The organism is Streptomyces sp. YS-3 (assembly GCF_045257485.1).
In the GTDB taxonomy this organism is placed as follows: domain Bacteria; phylum Actinomycetota; class Actinomycetes; order Streptomycetales; family Streptomycetaceae; genus Streptomyces.
This window is the reverse complement of sequence record NZ_JBJHPC010000102.1, coordinates 1-16,604: the sequence shown is the minus strand read 5'-3', so window position 1 is coordinate 16,604 and position 16,604 is coordinate 1. Positions and strand designations below refer to the sequence as shown.

General features: G+C 73.4%; 11 protein-coding genes. 8 read left to right on the top strand and 3 right to left on the bottom strand.

Translation table 11 applies throughout. The features are described 5' to 3' along the window. The first annotated feature begins 75 nt into the window (after positions 1-75). Together recN and ACJA3G_RS11985 are read left to right on the top strand one after the other, a co-directional pair. Complete coding sequence (gene recN / locus ACJA3G_RS11990) at positions 76-1,803, top strand: DNA repair protein RecN (protein ID WP_406552913.1); 1,728 nt, start codon at positions 76-78, stop codon at positions 1,801-1,803. Positions 1,804-1,984: 181 nt separating this feature from the next. After that, complete coding sequence (locus ACJA3G_RS11985) at positions 1,985-3,067, top strand: glycosyltransferase family 4 protein (protein WP_406552911.1); 1,083 nt, start codon at positions 1,985-1,987, stop codon at positions 3,065-3,067. On the opposite strand, the gene ACJA3G_RS11980 is transcribed toward ACJA3G_RS11985, so the two are convergent. The 3 genes from ACJA3G_RS11980 to ACJA3G_RS11970 all read right to left on the bottom strand — a co-directional run bounded on the left by ACJA3G_RS11980 (position 3,061) and on the right by ACJA3G_RS11970 (position 8,019). After that, positions 3,061-4,695 carry a PucR family transcriptional regulator gene (locus tag ACJA3G_RS11980; protein ID WP_406552910.1) on the bottom strand — a complete coding sequence of 545 codons (1,635 nt, stop codon included), beginning with the start codon at positions 4,693-4,695 and terminating at the stop codon, positions 3,061-3,063. The two genes, ACJA3G_RS11985 and ACJA3G_RS11980, sit on opposite strands and share 7 nt — an antisense overlap. Positions 4,696-4,766: 71 nt before the next feature. After that, the gene (locus ACJA3G_RS11975; protein ID WP_406552909.1) at positions 4,767-6,146 is read right to left on the bottom strand and encodes an FAD-binding oxidoreductase; all 1,380 of its coding nucleotides are present in this window, start codon (positions 6,144-6,146) and stop codon (positions 4,767-4,769) included. Positions 6,147-6,216: 70 nt separating this feature from the next. Then, complete coding sequence (locus ACJA3G_RS11970) at positions 6,217-8,019, bottom strand: glycoside hydrolase family 15 protein (RefSeq protein ID WP_406552908.1); 1,803 nt, start codon at positions 8,017-8,019, stop codon at positions 6,217-6,219. A 428-nt stretch (positions 8,020-8,447) separates the two neighbouring features. Here ACJA3G_RS11970 and ACJA3G_RS11965 point away from each other — a divergent pair, with 428 nt between their 5' ends. The 6 genes from ACJA3G_RS11965 (at position 8,448) to ACJA3G_RS11940 (ending at position 16,453) form a co-directional block, all read left to right on the top strand. Then, positions 8,448-10,133, top strand: coding sequence for a CTP synthase (locus ACJA3G_RS11965; RefSeq protein ID WP_406552907.1), 1,686 nt, complete (start codon positions 8,448-8,450; stop codon positions 10,131-10,133). Positions 10,134-10,207: 74 nt separating this feature from the next. After that, positions 10,208-10,834 (top strand): NUDIX domain-containing protein, encoded by a 627-nt coding sequence (locus ACJA3G_RS11960; protein ID WP_406552906.1) that lies wholly within the window; start codon positions 10,208-10,210, stop codon positions 10,832-10,834. 196 nt (positions 10,835-11,030) lie between these two features. After that, positions 11,031-13,118, top strand: a complete 2,088-nt coding sequence (locus ACJA3G_RS11955) for a tetratricopeptide repeat protein (protein WP_406552905.1) — start codon at positions 11,031-11,033, stop codon at positions 13,116-13,118. A gap of 145 nt (positions 13,119-13,263) precedes the next feature. Then, positions 13,264-14,379 carry an alanine dehydrogenase gene (ald, locus tag ACJA3G_RS11950; RefSeq protein ID WP_406552912.1) on the top strand — a complete coding sequence of 372 codons (1,116 nt, stop codon included), beginning with the start codon at positions 13,264-13,266 and terminating at the stop codon, positions 14,377-14,379. Between the two features lie 416 nt (positions 14,380-14,795). After that, positions 14,796-15,917 carry a ParA family protein gene (locus ACJA3G_RS11945; protein WP_188275230.1) on the top strand — a complete coding sequence of 374 codons (1,122 nt, stop codon included), beginning with the start codon at positions 14,796-14,798 and terminating at the stop codon, positions 15,915-15,917. Continuing rightward, a complete protein-coding gene (locus tag ACJA3G_RS11940; protein WP_406552904.1) occupies positions 15,902-16,453 on the top strand; it encodes a hypothetical protein in 552 nt (183 codons plus the stop codon). Before ACJA3G_RS11945 ends, ACJA3G_RS11940 begins: the two co-directional genes overlap by 16 nt. Positions 16,454-16,604 lie beyond the last annotated feature (151 nt).

Genomic DNA, 16,604 nt, shown 5'->3' with positions numbered 1-16,604 from the left:
CCCTGCGGGTGACCGTGTGGGGTGCGTCGCACACCGGGCCCGGGACCTCGTAAGGTCGGGGGCGTGTTGGAGGAGATGCGGATACGGTCGCTCGGGGTCATCGACGACGCTGTCGTCGAGCTGTCGCCCGGGTTCACCGCGGTGACCGGCGAGACCGGCGCGGGCAAGACCATGGTCGTCACCAGTCTGGGGCTGCTGCTCGGCGGACGGGCCGACCCCGCCCTGGTGCGGATCGGCGCCAAGGCGGCGGTCGTCGAGGGGCGGATCGCGCTGCGCCCCGGCGCCACCGCGGCGATCCGCGCCGAGGAGGCCGGGGCCGAGCTCGACGAGGGCGCGCTGCTGGTCAGCCGTACCGTCTCGGCGGAGGGCCGCTCACGGGCGTACCTCGGGGGGCGCTCCGTACCCAACGGCGTGCTCGCGGAGATCGCCGACGAGCTCGTGGCCGTCCACGGCCAGACCGACCAGCAGGGCCTGCTCAGGCCCGCCCGGCAGCGCGAGGCCCTCGACCGGTACGCCGGGGACGCCGTGGCCGGGCCGCTGGCCAAGTACGCGGAGGCCTACCGGCGGCTGCGGGCCGTCGCCGGGGAGCTGGAGGAGCTGACCACGCGGGCGCGCGAGCGGGCGCAGGAGGCCGATCTGCTGCGGTTCGGGCTCGACGAGATCGCGGCGGTCGAGCCGCTGGCCGGCGAGGACGTCGAACTCGCGGCGGAGGCCGAGCGGCTCGGCCACGCCGAGGCGCTGGCGTCGGCCGCGGCCCTGGCCCACTCCGCGCTCGCGGGCAACCCCGAGGACCCGGAGAGCGTCGACGCGACCACCCTGGTCGCGGGCGCGCACCGGGCCCTGGAGGCCGTACGGTCGCACGACCCCGCCCTGGCCGCGCTCGCCGAGCGGATCGGCGAGGTGGGGATCCTCCTGGGCGACGTGGCGGGCGAGCTCGCCGGATACGCGGACGACCTCGACGCCGACCCGCTGCGTCTCGCGGCCGTGGAGGAGCGGCGGGCGGCGCTGACGGCGCTCACTCGTAAGTACGGCAAGTACGGCGACGACATGGCGGCGGTCCTCGACTGGGCGCAGCGGGGCGCGGCCCGGCTGACCGAGCTGGACGGCGACGACGACCGGATCGGCGAGCTGGCCGCCGAGCGCGACGGGCTGCGCCGGGAGCTGTCCGTCCTGGCCCAGGAGCTGACCGACGCCCGCACCGAGGCCGCGGCCCGGTTCGCGGACGCGGTGACGGCCGAGCTGGCGTCGCTGGCGATGCCGCACGCCCGGGTGTCGTTCGCGGTACGGCAGGTGGAGGACGCCGAGGGCGTCGAGGTGGGCGGGCGGACCGTGGCGTACGGGCCGACCGGCGCGGACGAGGTGGAGCTGCTGCTCGCCCCGCACCCGGGCGCCCCCGCGCGGCCGATCGCCAAGGGCGCCTCGGGCGGTGAGCTCTCCCGGGTGATGCTCGCGGTCGAGGTCGTCTTCGCCGGGACGGACCCGGTGCCCACGTACCTCTTCGACGAGGTCGACGCGGGCGTCGGCGGCCGGGCGGCGGTCGAGATCGGCCGGCGGCTGGCGAAGCTCGCCAAGTCGGCGCAGGTCGTCGTGGTCACCCATCTGCCCCAGGTCGCGGCCTTCGCGGACCGCCAGCTGCTGGTGGAGAAGACCAACGACGGCTCCGTCACCCGGTCCGGCGTCACCGTCCTGGAGGGCGAGGACCGGGTCCGGGAGCTCTCCCGGATGCTGGCGGGCCAGGAGGACTCCGAGACGGCCCGGGCCCACGCGGAGGAGCTGCTGGCGACGGCACGCGCGGAGAGCTGAGCCGCCGCGTCCCGGCCGGGTGAACCGCCCCGGGACGGTTCACCCGTGGGGGTGGTCCCCGGGCGTGGCCCGCCGCCCGCCGACACGGGGAAACGTCCGGACGGGGCCGGAACGCCCGTACGGGCTGGCATCCTTGGCCGGGGTCCACACCGGCCCACCGCCGACCCGGGAGCCTGTTCACGTGTCACAGCTGCGTACGGTCCAAGTGCTGGGCGGCGGCAGCGCGGGCAGCAGCGCGCATGTCCGCTCGCTGGCGGCGGGACTCGCCGCGCGGGGCGTCCGGGTCACCGTCTGCGCTCCGGCCGCGCTGGAGCGGGAGTTCGACTTCCGGGGCGCGGGCGCCCACTTCGTCGCGGTGCCCCGGCGCGGCGACCCGGTGGCCCTAGGCGCCCTGCGGGCGGTCTGCGCGGGCGCGGACGTGGTGCACGCGCACGGGCTGCACGCGGCGGTGCGCAGCTCCCTCGCCCTCGGCGGGCGGCGCGCGGTCCCCCTCGTCGTCACCTGGCACACCAGCTCCTGCGCCGACGGGGCCCAGCACCGGGTGCTGCGGATGCTGGAACGGCGGGCCGCCCGCGGCGCCGCGGTGGTGCTCGGCGCCTCCTCCGACCTGGTCGACCGGGCCCGGCGGCACGGTGCCCGGGACGCCCGGCTGGCCGCGGTCGCGGTGCCCGGTCCCCCCGCGCCCGCCCCGGACGGCAAGGCCCGGGCCGAACTCGGCGCCGTGGACCGGCCGTTGCTGATGGCGGTCGGCAGCCTGGTCGAACACCGGGGCTACGACGTGCTGCTGGACGCCGCCCACCGCTGGAAGGCGCTCGATCCCGTACCGCTGCTCGTGATCGCGGGGGAGGGGCGGCTGCGGGCCGCGCTCCGGCGGCGCATCGAGGCCGAGGCGCTGCCGGTGAAGCTGCTGGGGCGGCGCGACGACGTCAGTGAACTGCTGGCCGCCGCCGACGCGGCCGTGCTCGCCAGCCGCTGGGAGGGGCGCTCGCTGCTGGCCCAGGAGGCGCTGCGGCTCGGCGTTCCGCTGGTGGCGACCGCCGTGGGCGGTGTGCCGGAGCTGGTGGGGGACGCGGCCGAGCTGGTGCCGTACGGCGACGCGGTGGCGCTCGGCGACGCGGTGGCGCGGCTGCTCACCGACCCCGATCGGCGCCGCGAGCTCGCCGCGGCCGGGCTCGTCCAGGCGGCGGAGTGGCCCACCGAGGACGAGACGGTGGCGCAGGTGCTCAGCGTGTACGACGAGCTGACGCAGCGGCAGGGTCACTGAGGCACGTGGCGGCGGGCCCGCAGGGCGAGGGAGAGCGCCAGGACGGTCTGCGGGTCGTCCAGGTCCGTGCCGAGCAGCTCCGCGATCCGGGCGAGCCGGTTGTAGAGCGTCTGGCGGTTGAGGTGCAGCTCGCGGGCGGTCTCCGCCTTGCGGCCGGCGTGCGCGAGATAGGTCTCCAGGGTCGGCAGCAGCGGCGGGCGCGAGGCCGCGTCGTGGGTGCGCAGCGGGCCGATGGCGCGCTCCACGAACGCCGCCAGGTCCGGGTGTTCGCGCAGTCGCCACAGCAGCAGGTCGATGTCGAGGCGGCGGGCGTCGTACCAGGGGCGCTCGGACAGGCCCTGGGCCGCCGCCGCCGTCTCGGCCGCGTGCCGCAGCCCCGCCGAGGCCGCCGCCCAGCCGCCGGCCGCCGCGACCACCACCACCGGCGGCGCCCCGGCCCGGGCGAGCCCGGCGCGCTCCACGCCCGCCCGCAGCGCCGCCGCCACCCGGTCGGCGACCGCGTGGCGCTCCGACTCCGAGCGCAGTCCGAGCAGCAGCGGCACCCGGCCCTCCACCGGCCGTACGCCCAGCAGCACCGGCACGCCCACCGAGGACAGCTCCTCCAGGACCGCGCGGGCCAGGACCGCCCAGGTGCCGGTGGGGGAGGAGCCGGACAGGTCCGCCGTCAGCCGCATCACCACCGGCAGCAGCGGGCCCTCGCCCGGCCGGAAGCCCAGCACCTTCGCCTGCGCGGGCGCGTCCTCGGCGGTGATCCGGCCCTCGGCGAGGTCGGTCAGGAAGTCGCCGCGCCCGCGCGCCGCCAGCTCCTCCTCCTGGCGGGCCTGCATCAGTACCACCGCGAGGATGCCCGCGGCCCGCTCGGCCGCCATCCGGTGGACCGGCAGCAGCGGTCCGGCGACGGCGAGCAGGACGAGCCGGGCCCGTACCGCGCCGGCGCCGGGGCCACCGCCGGGCACGTCCACCAGGACCGCTCCCGTCGGCGGCCCCGACTCCCGGGACTCGCGCTGGCCGCGCAGCCCCTCCCACACCTGGAGCGGGTCGGCGCCCACCTCACCGGGGCCCGCGGCGGCGTACAGCAGCTGGCCGTCCGGGGTCTCCAGGAACACCGGGTTGGCCGCGAAGTCCGCCAGGATCGACAGGACCTGCGGCACGCCGCCGCCCGAGAGCAGCGCGCCGGTACACCGGCGGTGCACCTCCTCGGCGCGCTGGAGCAGGGCGTAGTGGCCGTTGACGATCTCGGTGTGGATCTCCTCGGTCACCGTCACGAAGGGGACCTCGCGGTGCAGCGCGACCAGCGGCAGCCCGGCCGCCCGCGCGGTCTCCACCAAGGTGGCGGGCAGCCTGCTGAAGCGCGGGCCCAGCTCGACGACCAGGGCGGCGATGCCGCGCTCGGCGAGGCGCCGGACGAAGGCGCGCTGCTCGGCGGGGCGGGTGCCCAGGCCAAGGCCGGTGGTGAGCAGCAGCTCACCGCCCTTGAGCAGGGAGGCCATGTTGGGGACCTCACCCGCGTGCACCCAGCGCACGGTCCGGCCCAGGCGTTCCGCGCCCGCCACGACCTCGGGGAGCCCGCCGCGCAGCCCGGGCAGTTCGAGAGCGCGCTGCACGGTGATCCCGCCCTGGCTCTCCAATGGGGTTCACCTCGTGTTTTGTCGTACCGGACGTGATGCGGGCCACGGTACGACACGGTTCTCCGATTCCGTCAGGCCGGGGCGATGTTGTGGTTGTAGCGGAAGACGTTGTCGGGGTCGTAGGCGCGCTTCACCTCGCCGAGCCGGCGCATGTTCTCCGCGCCCAGGCCCGCGACCACCCGCTCGGCGCCCTCGTCGCCGGTGAAGTTGAGGTAGACCGCGCCGGTCGACCAGGGCCGGACGGCGGCGCGGACGTCCTTGACCCACTGCCGGCAGCGCTCGTCGTCCGCCGGGTCCTCCCAGATCGCGAACGGGTGCACCGCCCACGGCGCGTCGCGGTAGGGCACCGGGTACTCGGTGGGCCCGGACGCGATGGCGCCGCCCTGCGGGAACAGCACGTGCTGGACCGTGGGCGCCGGGAGGCTCTCGGCCCGGCCGCAGAACACGTCGATCAGCTCGTTTGGCAGCCCGGTCAGATACTCGGCCGACCAGTAGTTCCGCATGCCCGGCGGGTCGTCGAGCATGCACTGCATCTGCGGGTACGGCATGTCGGTCAGGATCTCGACCTCGTGCGGCAGCGCCAGCAACGGCTGGGCGAGCTTGGTGAGCTGCTCGGCGGGCCCGGCGTACGTCACGAGGGCCCCGGCGAGCACCTCGCCGACCAGGTGCTCGGGGATGAACTCCTCGGGCGGGCCGGTCAGATAGATGATCCCGCCGCCGGCCTCGGGCGGGGCGCTCTCGATCAGCTCCCGGTAGACGCGCGCGACCTCGGGGCCGAGCTGCGGACGGTAGAGCAGCAGCGCGATGGAGAAGGCCGGCAGGTCGTGCAGGCGCAGGGTGAGCGAGGTGGCGATGCCGAAGTTGCCGCCGCCGCCGTGCAGCGCCCAGAACAGCTCCGGGTTCTCCTCGGCGCTCGCCGTGACCGTACTGCCGTCGGCGGTGACCAGCTCGACGCCCAGGAGGTTGTCGACGGCCAGCCCGAAGGCGCGGTCCAGCCATCCGGTGCCACCGCCGAGGACGAAGCCGCCGACGCCGGTGGTGGAGGCCCGGCCGCCGGTGGTGGCGAGGCCGTAGGGCTGGGTGGCCAGGTCGAGGTGGCTCATGGTGGCGCCGCCCTGGATCCGTACCGCGTGGGCGGCGGGGTGCACGGTCACCTCGTGCATCCGGCGCAGGTCCACGACGAGGCCGTTGTCGTTGACGGCCTGTCCGGCGACGCTGTGGCCGCCGCCCCGGACGGCGATCTTCAGATCGAGGTCGCGGCCGAAGCGTACGGCGGTCGCCACGTCCGCGTCACAGGCGCACTGCGCGATCACGGCGGGGTGGCGGTCGATCATGACGTTGAAGACCTGCCGGGCCTCGTCGTAGCCCGGGTCACCGGGGACGAACACCTCACCGGAGAGGTCTTCGCGGAGCTCGGCGAGGGCCGTGCCCGCCTTGGAGGGGGTGGTCATCAGGCCCCCCTTTCAGAGGGGGAACAGGACAACTCCACTCTAAGCGGGCACGGCCTCCCGGGCGCGGCGGCTAGCCGCCGTACGCTCCGGACGCGGTCAGCCGCAGGGCCGTGTCGATCAGGGGAACGTGGCTGAAGGCCTGGGGGAAGTTCCCCACCTGGCGCTGGAGCCGCGGGTCCCACTCCTCGGCGAGCAGTCCGATGTCGTTGCGCAGCGACAGCAGCCGTTCGAAGAGCTTGCGGGCCTCGTCGACCCGGCCGATCATCGCCAGGTCGTCCGCCATCCAGAACGAGCAGGCCAGGAAGGCGCCCTCGTCGCCCTCCAGACCGTCGCAGCCCGCCTCCTCGCCCGCGGTGGGGTAGCGCAGGATGAACCCGTCGGGCGTGGACAGCTCGCGCTGAATCGCCTCGATGGTGCCGATGACGCGCTTGTCGTCCGGCGGCAGGAAGCCCATCTGCGGGATGAGCAGCAAGGAGGCGTCCAGCTCCTTGGAGCCGTAGGACTGCGTGAAGGTGTTGCGCTCCTTGTCGTACCCCTTCTCGCACACATCGCGGTGGATGTCGTCGCGCAGATCGCGCCACTTCTCCAGCGGTCCGTCCGCGTCGCCCGACTCGATCAGCTTGATGGTGCGGTCCACCGCGACCCAGGCCATCACCTTGGAGTGCACGAAGTGGCGGCGCGGGCCGCGCACCTCCCAGATGCCCTCGTCCGGCTCGTCCCAGTGGTTCTCCAGATAGCTGATCAGCTTGAGCTGGAGCAGCGAGGCGTAGTCGTTGCGGGCCAGGCCGGTCATGTGCGCCAGGTGCAGGGCCTCGGTGACCTCGCCGTACACGTCCAGCTGGAGCTGGTGGGCGGCGCCGTTGCCGACCCGGACCGGCGCCGAGCCCTCGTAGCCGGGCAGCCAGTCGAGCTCGGCCTCGCCCAGCTCGCGCTCGCCCGCGATCCCGTACATGATCTGCAGGTTCTCGGGGTCGCCCGCGACCGCCCGCAGCAGCCACTCCCGCCAGGCGCGGGCCTCCTCGCGGTAGCCGGTGCGCAGCAGCGAGGACAGGGTGATCGCCGCGTCCCGGAGCCAGGTGTAGCGGTAGTCCCAGTTGCGCGAGCCGCCGATGTCCTCGGGCAGCGAGGTGGTGGGCGCGGCGACGATGCCGCCGGTGGGGGCGTAGGTCAGCGCCTTGAGCGTGATCAGGGAGCGGACCACGGCCTCGCGGTAGGGCCCGTGGTACGTGCAGTGCTCGACCCACTCCCGCCAGAAGTCCTCGGTCGCCTCCAGGGCGGCTTCCGGCTCGGGGAGGGCGGGCTGCTCCTTGTGGGAGGGCTGCCAGCTGATGGTGAAGGCGATCCGCTCACCGGGCGAGACGGTGAAGTCGGAGTACGTGGTGAGGTTCTTGCCGTAGGTGTCCACCGGCGTGTCCAGCCACACCGAGTCCGGTCCCGCCACGGCGACCGTACGGTTGTCGACCTTGTGCACCCAGGGCACGACACGCCCGTAACTGAAACGCATCCGCAGGGCGCTGCGCATCGGCACCCGGCCGCTGACGCCCTCCACGATCCGGACCAGCTGGGGCGCGCCGTCGCGCGGCGGCATGAAATCCGTCACCCGGACCGTGCCGCGCGGGGTGTCCCACTCCGACTCCAGGATCAGTGAGTCGCCCCGGTAGCGGCGACGGTCCGCCCGGGGTGGCGGCGCGTCGGCCGCGTGGGCCGGGCCGATCCGCCAGAAGCCGTGTTCATCGGTGCCGAGCAGTCCGGCGAAGACGGCGTGCGAGTCGAAGCGTGGCAGGCACAGCCAGTCCGTCGTGCCGTCCCGGCAGACCAGGGCTGCGGTCTGCATGTCTCCGATGAGTGCGTAATCCTCGATGCGCCCGGCCACGTGCAATCTCCAGTCGAACGGCCACGTCCGCCCCGCGGGGCGCTTACTGCTAATGCGATGCGGTCAAGGGAACGCCAACGAGCGCATGTTGTGGGTGACGGCCGGGGTGGTGCCGTGCTACCAGCGGCTCGGCGGCGAGTGTCCGAGCAGGATACGACGCACGTGGGTGATCCGCCGATGCCTTCCTGCATCGCCATTGCGCCATATGGGTGAGTGGAGCACGCAGGGTCGCCCGGGTGTGTGCGGAGCGTGGCCGGAAGCGGTGCGCCGCACTCGCTGATACCCTGGTAGCCCGTGGCCGGGTGGTGAGAAAACCCCCGAACCGCAGCGACGGCGCCCCCCGGAAACTCGTTCCGCAGACGGACGGTATCCACAGAGGGTGACCGGCACGCACTCCAGACAGCGACCACGGGAGCCCCCTCTTGGCCATGCAGCCCACGGCTATGCGCAACAGCGCAGCCACGACGACCAAGCACATCTTCGTCACCGGGGGTGTCGCCTCCTCCCTCGGCAAGGGTCTGACCGCCTCCAGCCTGGGTGCGCTCCTCAAGGCGCGCGGGCTGCGTGTCACCATGCAGAAGCTCGACCCGTACCTCAACGTTGACCCGGGCACGATGAACCCGTTCCAGCACGGCGAGGTGTTCGTCACCAACGACGGCGCCGAGACCGACCTGGACATCGGCCACTACGAGCGCTTCCTCGACGTGGACCTCGACGGCTCGGCCAACGTCACCACCGGCCAGGTCTACTCGCAGGTGATCGCCAAGGAGCGGCGCGGCGAGTACCTGGGCGACACCGTGCAGGTCATCCCGCACATCACCAACGAGATCAAGCACCGCATCCGCCGGATGGCGACCGACGACGTCGACGTCGTCATCACCGAGGTCGGCGGCACGGTCGGCGACATCGAGTCGCTGCCGTTCCTGGAGACCGTCCGCCAGGTCCGCCACGAGGTCGGCCGCGACAACGTCTTCGTGGTGCACATCTCGCTGCTGCCCTACATCGGTCCCTCGGGCGAGCTGAAGACCAAGCCGACCCAGCACTCGGTGGCCGCCCTGCGCAACATCGGTATCCAGCCCGACGCGATCGTGCTGCGCGCCGACCGCGAGGTGCCGCTGTCCATCAAGCGCAAGATCTCGCTGATGTGCGACGTGGACGAGGCCGCCGTGGTCGCCGCCATCGACGCCAAGTCGATCTACGACATCCCGAAGGTGCTGCACACCGAGGGCCTGGACGCCTACGTCGTGCGCAAGCTCGACCTGCCCTTCCGTGACGTGGACTGGACGACCTGGGACGACCTGCTCGACCGCGTCCACAACCCCGAGCACGAGGTCACCGTCGCACTGGTCGGCAAGTACATCGACCTGCCCGACGCCTACCTCTCCATCACCGAGGCCATGCGCGCCGGCGGCTTCGCCAACAAGGCCCGCGTCAAGGTCAAGTGGGTCACCTCCGACGACTGCAAGACGCAGGCCGGTGCCGAGAAGCACCTCGGCGACGTGGACGCGATCCTGGTCCCCGGCGGCTTCGGCGACCGCGGTGTCAACGGCAAGATCGGCGCGATCCAGTACGCCCGGGAGAACAAGGTGCCGCTCCTCGGCATCTGCCTGGGCCTGCAGTGCATCGTGATCGAGGCCGCCCGCAACCTGGCCGGCATCCCCGATGCCAACTCCACCGAGTTCGACGCCGCCACCGCGCACCCCGTCATCTCGACGATGGAGGAGCAGCTCGCCTACGTCGAGGGCGCGGGCGACCTGGGCGGCACCATGCGGCTCGGCATGTACCCGGCGAAGCTCGCCGAGGGCTCGATCGTGCGCGAGGTCTACGGCGACCAGCCGTACGTGGAGGAGCGCCACCGCCACCGCTACGAGGTGAACAACGCCTACCGCGCGGAGCTGGAGAAGAAGGCGGGCATCCTCTTCTCCGGCACCTCCCCGGACAACAAGCTCGTCGAGTACGTCGAGTACCCGCGTGAGGTGCACCCCTACCTGGTCGCCACGCAGGCGCACCCGGAGCTGCGCTCCCGCCCGACCCGCCCGCACCCGCTCTTCGCGGGTCTGGTCAAGGCGGCCGTCGAGCGTCAGCAGGAAGCGCGCAGGACCGGCGAGAAGTAGTCGGGTTACGGTTGCCGGGGTACGGGTCCCTCATCGGACGCGTACCCCGGTTTCTGCTTTGCGGGAGGACATCGATGCAGCTCAAGGACACCCCCGAGGAATGGCGGGTCGTCGCCAGCACGACCCCGTTCCGGGGCGGCAAGACCAGCGTCCGCACTGACGACGTGGTCATGCCCGACGGCACGGTCGCCCGCCGCGACTACCAGGTCCACCCGGGCTCGGTGGCCGTGCTCGCCCTCGACGAGGCGGGCCGCGTCCTGGTGCTGCGCCAGTACCGCCACCCGGTGCGCCACAAGCTGTGGGAGATCCCGGCCGGTCTGCTCGACGTGCCCGGCGAGAACCCGCTGCACGCCGCCCAGCGCGAGCTGTACGAGGAGGCGCACGTCAAGGCCGAGGACTGGCGGGTCCTCGCCGACGTCTACCCCACGCCCGGCGGCTGCGACGAGGCCGTACGGATCTTCCTCGCCCGCGATCTGTCCGAGGCGGAGGGCGAGCGCTTCGAGGTCTCCGAGGAGGAGGCCGACATGGAGCTGGCCCGGGTGCCGGTGGACGAGCTCGTGCGGGGCGCGCTCGCCGGTGAGCTGCACAACAACTGCCTCGTGGTGGGCGCGCTGGCGGTCATGGCCGCGCAGGCGGGCCCGGGCCTGGAGTCGCTGCGCCCGGCCGAGGCGCCCTGGCCCGCCCGCCCCTTCGAGAAGTAGCCGCCGCCGGGTCGCGCGGATGCCGCGCGACCCGGACGGCCTACTCGCGGTATGTCCGTCCGACCATCCGCTGATCCGATCGGGCGACCTGCCCGCCGCGCTCCACCGGGCCTCCCACCACGGGTGAACTACGCTCGGAACGCCCGTGCGGAGACCCGCCGGGCTCGGCTCGTGCGCAGCGGACGGAGCGTGGCCCGTGACGGATCAGGCGGTGGACGTGGGCGGCTCTGCCGCGCGGGGCGGGCCGGCCGCGCCCGAGACGACCGGCCGTCAGTTCTTCGGCAGGCAGCGGGAGTTGAAGGAGCTGCGCGAGGACGTGGAGCGGGCGGGGCTGGACACCCTGTCCGGCCGCAAGTCGCCGCGCGCCCGGGTGCTGCTGATCGCCGGACGCCCCGGTTCCGGCCGGACGGCCCTCGCCGAGGAGCTGGCGCGGCAGCTCGCCGCCGAGTACCCCGACGGGGTACTGCGGGCCGGGCTGCGCGAGCCGGACGGCACGCCCGTTCCCGTCGAGCGGGCGGCCCGCGAGCTGCTCGACGCCCTGGACGTCCCGGTGCCGCCCGGCGGCGGCGCGGACGAGCTGACCCAGCTGGTGCGCGAGGCGCTCGCCGGGCGCCGGGCGCTGCTGCTGCTCGACGACGCCGTCGACGCCGAGCAGGTCGACCCGCTGCTGCCGCTGGACGCCGGATGCCTGGTGGTGGCGACCGCCCGCGGCCCGCTCACCGGCATCCCGGACGTACGGCCCTGCACCCTCGGCGGCCTCGACCCCAGGACCGCCGTCGCCCTGCTGCAGAGCTACACCGGGGCGGTGCGGATCACGGTGGACCCGCGCACCGCGGAGAACCTGGTCGAGGAGTGCGCCGGGGTGCCCGCGGCCGTCGCCCTGGTCGGCGGCTGGCTGGCGGTGCGGCCCCAGGCGGCCGTCTCCGACGTGGCCAAGCGGCTGCACGCGCTGCCCGACGACAGCACGCTGACCGGGCGGCTTCCCGTCGCCGAGCGGCCGTTGGCGCGCGCCTTCCGGCTGGTGTACGAGTCGCTGCCGGGGCCCAACGCCCGGCTGCTGCGGCTGCTCTCGCTCGCCCCCGCGGGGATCGCGGACGCCCAGACCGCCTCCGCGCTCGCCGGGTGCTCGGTCTCCGCGGCCCAGAACACCCTGGAGGACTTCGTCGCGTACGGGCTGCTGCGGGTGTACGGCGACCCGGACGAGCGGCCCGCCCAGTACGCGGTGCCCGGCTGGCTGGCTCCGCTGTTGCACACGCTCGCGGACAGCGCCGACCGGCCCGGCGAGCTCCAGCTGGCCCGGGCCCGGATGCTGGAGCGGACCGTACGGCTGCTCCAGTCCTGCCGGGCGGTCACCGAGCCCGACGGCTCCCCGGCCCGCAGGAAGCTCGCGGGGCTGCCCCGCGCCCTGCGCTTCCCCAGCGAGCGGCTGGCCGCCGCCTGGCTGGAGACCCGCCGGCCCGCGCTGCTCGCGGCGGCCCGGCTGGCGGTCGAGGACGGCGAGCTGGACACGCTCGCCCGCCGGCTGGTCGCGGCCCTCGTACGGGCGCTGGCCGCGCACCGGGGGACCGAGGCGGCGGCTCCCGACCTCTACGGTCTGCACCAGCTGGTTCTGGACGTCGCCGAGCGGCGCGGGCTGGACCGGGAGAAAGCCGCGGCGCTGCTCAATCTGGGCGATCTGGACGCGGAGGCGGGGCGTACCGCCGACGCCCTGGTGCGCTACCGGGCGGCTCTGGACGCGGGCCGCGCCGCGAACGACCCGTACGCCACCGGCCGCGCGATGGAATCCGTAGGCGGCGCCCACCAGGAGCTGGGCGACTGGACGCGGGCCACCGACTGGTACGGGCGGGCCCTGGCCCAGCGCCTCGCCCGGGGCGAGCGGGAGGACGAGGCGCGGCTGTACGGGCGCCTCGGCGCGGTGCTCACCTATGCGGGCCGCTACGGCGAGGCGCTCCGCAGTTGGCGCGCCGCGGTGGCCGGATACCGACGCCTGGGGGATCTGCCGAGCCAGGCGCGGGCGCTGAGCGAGGCGGCCCGGGTGCAGGAGTACGCCGGGCGGCCCGAGGAGTCGCTGCGCACCTGCCGCGAGGCGGTGGAGTGGGCACGGCAGGCCGGTGATCTGCGTCTCCAGGCCGCGCTCCAGCTGCGCCTCGCGGACACGCTCGACCGGCTCGGAGACCCGGCGGCGGCCAGGCTGCACCGGGGCGCTGCCGAGCGGCTGCTGGAGCCTGACAGGGAAGGAGAGGCTCCGGCCTACGAAATCCGCAGTGCTTCGGCCAAAGATTAGTTGTTTGTAAGGGTAGACAGCGCGAAGACCTTCATTAGACTGGCTCCGCCGCACCTTCTTGCGGTGTCTCCCGGTGCGCCTTGGTGCATCCGGGTATGTATGTATTGCACCCCCTTCGTCCCCTGAGCCAAGGACCGTGATCGACGTGAAGGTCGGTATCCCCCGCGAGGTCAAGAACAACGAGTTCCGGGTGGCCATCACCCCCGCCGGCGTGCATGAGCTGGTGCGCCACGGCCACCAGGTCGTCATCGAGCGGAACGCCGGTGTCGGCTCGTCGATCACGGACGCCGAGTACGTGGCCGCGGGCGCCGAGATCCTGGGCACCGCCGACGAGGTGTGGGCCGCCGCCGACCTGCTGCTGAAGGTCAAGGAGCCCATCGCGGAGGAGTACCACCGCCTCCGCAAGGACCAGACGCTCTTCACCTACCTGCACCTCGCCGCCTCCCGCGAGTGCACGGACGCCCTGCTGGAGTCCGGCACCACCGCCATCGCGTACGAGACGGTGGAGACCGCGGGCCGCGCGCTGCCGCTGCTCGCCCCGATGTCCGAGGTCGCGGGCCGGCTGGCCCCGCAGGTCGGCGCCTACCACCTGATGGCCTCGGTCGGCGGGCGCGGTGTGCTCCCCGGCGGCGTCCCCGGCACCCACGCCGGCCGGGCCGTCGTCATCGGCGGCGGCGTCTCCGGCTGGAACGCCACGCAGATCGCCGTCGGCATGGGCTTCCACGTGACCCTGCTCGACAAGGACATCAACAAGCTCCGCGAGGCCGACAAGGTCTTCGGCACCAAGGTCCAGACGATCGTCTCCAACGCCTACGAGCTGGAGAAGGCCGTCATCGAGGCCGACCTCGTCATCGGCGCGGTCCTCATCCCGGGTGCCAAGGCCCCGAAGCTGGTCACCAACGAGCTCGTCGCCAAGATGAAGCCCGGAAGTGTCCTTGTCGACATTGCGATCGACCAGGGCGGCTGCTTCGAGGACTCGCGTCCGACCACGCACGCCGAGCCGACCTTCATGGTCCACGACTCGGTCTTCTACTGCGTTGCCAACATGCCAGGCGCGGTGCCGAACACCTCCACCTACGCGCTCACCAACGCCACGCTGCCCTACATCGTGTCGCTGGCGAACAACGGCTGGGCCGAGGCGCTGCGCCGTGACCCGGCGCTCGCCCTGGGCCTCAACACCCATGACGGCCAGGTCGTTTACGGCCCGGTCGCCGAGGCCCACGGCCTGGAGACCGTCGAGCTGAGCACGCTCCTCGGCTGATCCGACACGCCGTGACGACCCTCTGACGAGACACTTCGTCAACGCGCGTCGTCAACCTCACGCACCCGGCCGGACCTTGTCGACCCAAGGTCCGGCCGGATGTGTATCGCGACACTTTCCCCGGTGTGCGGCAGGCTGGCTCAACTCGCCTCGAACGTAACTCTTTAACCTTTTCGCGCACCCCCGAAACCCGCGCTCTGATGCCCGTACGCCCTTGACAGAGCGGTGTTCGGTTGCCGACACATCCGGCCGGGTCCGGCGGATTGTGTTGCTGCGGACCGGTGACACGCCATAGAGTCGCCAACCGTCGGCATGGTGCCACGCTGACCTATCGATAAAGTTTCCTGGTCACTTCCAAGGAGGTAAGACGACTTGTGAATGAGTCGACATTTACTCCCGGAGGTGGTCAACCAGGGATGCCCGCACGGGGCCATGGCCCTTCGGGGCCTGCTGAGGCTGTCGGCTCCGTCGCGGTCCGCGCCTTCGCAACCACCCCGCACATGACGACAGCCCCACGGATGATGGACGGCCTACACGTGAACGCCATGGCCGGCAACGAGAGTGGCCGCGAGACCGCCGCTTTCGCCGACTACGACGAGGTGCCCCAGGGGCACTTCTACGACCCCGACGCCGAGTACGAGCCCGACCCCGAGTACGCGGCCACCCTCGCACCCGACGCCGCACGCCAGCGCCGCGAGCGGATCGGCCCGACCGGACGGCCGCTGCCGTACTTCCCGATCCCGGGTCCGCTGACCGACCACGGTCCCGCGAAGATCATCGCGATGTGCAACCAGAAGGGCGGCGTCGGCAAGACCACGTCGACCATCAACCTGGGTGCCGCGCTCGCGGAGTACGGGCGCCGGGTGCTGCTCGTCGACTTCGACCCGCAGGGCGCCCTCTCGGTGGGCCTCGGCGTGAACCCGATGGAGCTCGACCTCACGGTCTACAACCTGCTCATGGAGCGGGGCATGTCGGCCGACGAGGTGCTGCTCAAGACCGCGGTCCCCAACATGGACCTGCTGCCGAGCAACATCGACCTCTCCGCCGCCGAGGTGCAGCTGGTCAGCGAGGTCGCCCGGGAGTCCACGCTCCAGCGCGCCCTGAAGCCGCTGATGGCCGACTACGACTACATCGTGATCGACTGTCAGCCCTCGCTCGGTCTGCTCACCGTCAACGCCCTGACGGCCGCTCACAAGGTGATCGTGCCGCTGGAGTGCGAGTTCTTCGCGCTGCGGGGTGTCGCCCTGCTGACCGAGACGATCGAGAAGGTCCAGGAGCGGCTCAACCCCGACCTGGAGCTCGACGGCATCCTGGCGACGATGTACGACTCGCGCACGGTGCACAGCCGCGAGGTCCTGGCCCGGGTGGTCGAGGCCTTCGACGACCACGTCTACCACACGGTGATCGGCCGGACCGTGCGCTTCCCGGAGACCACGGTCGCCGGTGAGCCGATCACGACGTACGCGTCCAACTCCGTCGGTGCCGCCGCCTACCGCCAGCTCGCCAGGGAGGTGCTCGCCCGGTGTCACGCCGAGTGAGTCTGCCCGGGGCCGACGAACTGTTCCGTACGACCGGAGGAATGGCACTCCAGTCCTCCACCCCGAGGCGGACCAACGGCGAGGCGAAGGTGCCCGGACCCGCGGGCGAGAGCGACCCCGCCGCGGGGGAGTCCGCGGGGCGGGCCGAGCACTCGGCCGCGGAGGAGGAGCCCGCGTCGGGCGAGCCGCGCAGCCGGGGCGCCGCGGCGTCCGAGGCCGCCAAGGCCGCCGGCGGCGCCCGTCCGGGTGCTCCGGCCGCGGCCGGCGGCGGCTCCGGCACCGCGCAGCAGCGGCGGCGGGCCCGGGCGGCCAACCGGCGGCCCAGCGGGCGCGAGCGGCACGACGAGAAGATCACGGTGTACGTCTCCGCGGAGGAGCTGATGGACCTGGAGCACGCGCGCCTGGTCCTGCGCGGGGAGCACGGGCTCGCCGTCGACCGGGGCCGCATCGTGCGCGAGGCCGTCGCGGTCGTCCTGGCGGATCTGGAGTCCCGGGGCGACGCGAGCATTCTCGTACGGCGTCTGCGCGGCCGGTAGCGGCTAGCCTGCGGCGTGCGGCGTCCGCCGCGCGCCATGTACCGCCCGCTCCGCACTCCCCTGGAACCACTCTTGCCCACCGCCGACGACGCACCGGACGCTCCCGCCGCGCGGGGGGCCCGGCGCGCGCTCGGGCGGGGGCCGGGCCCCC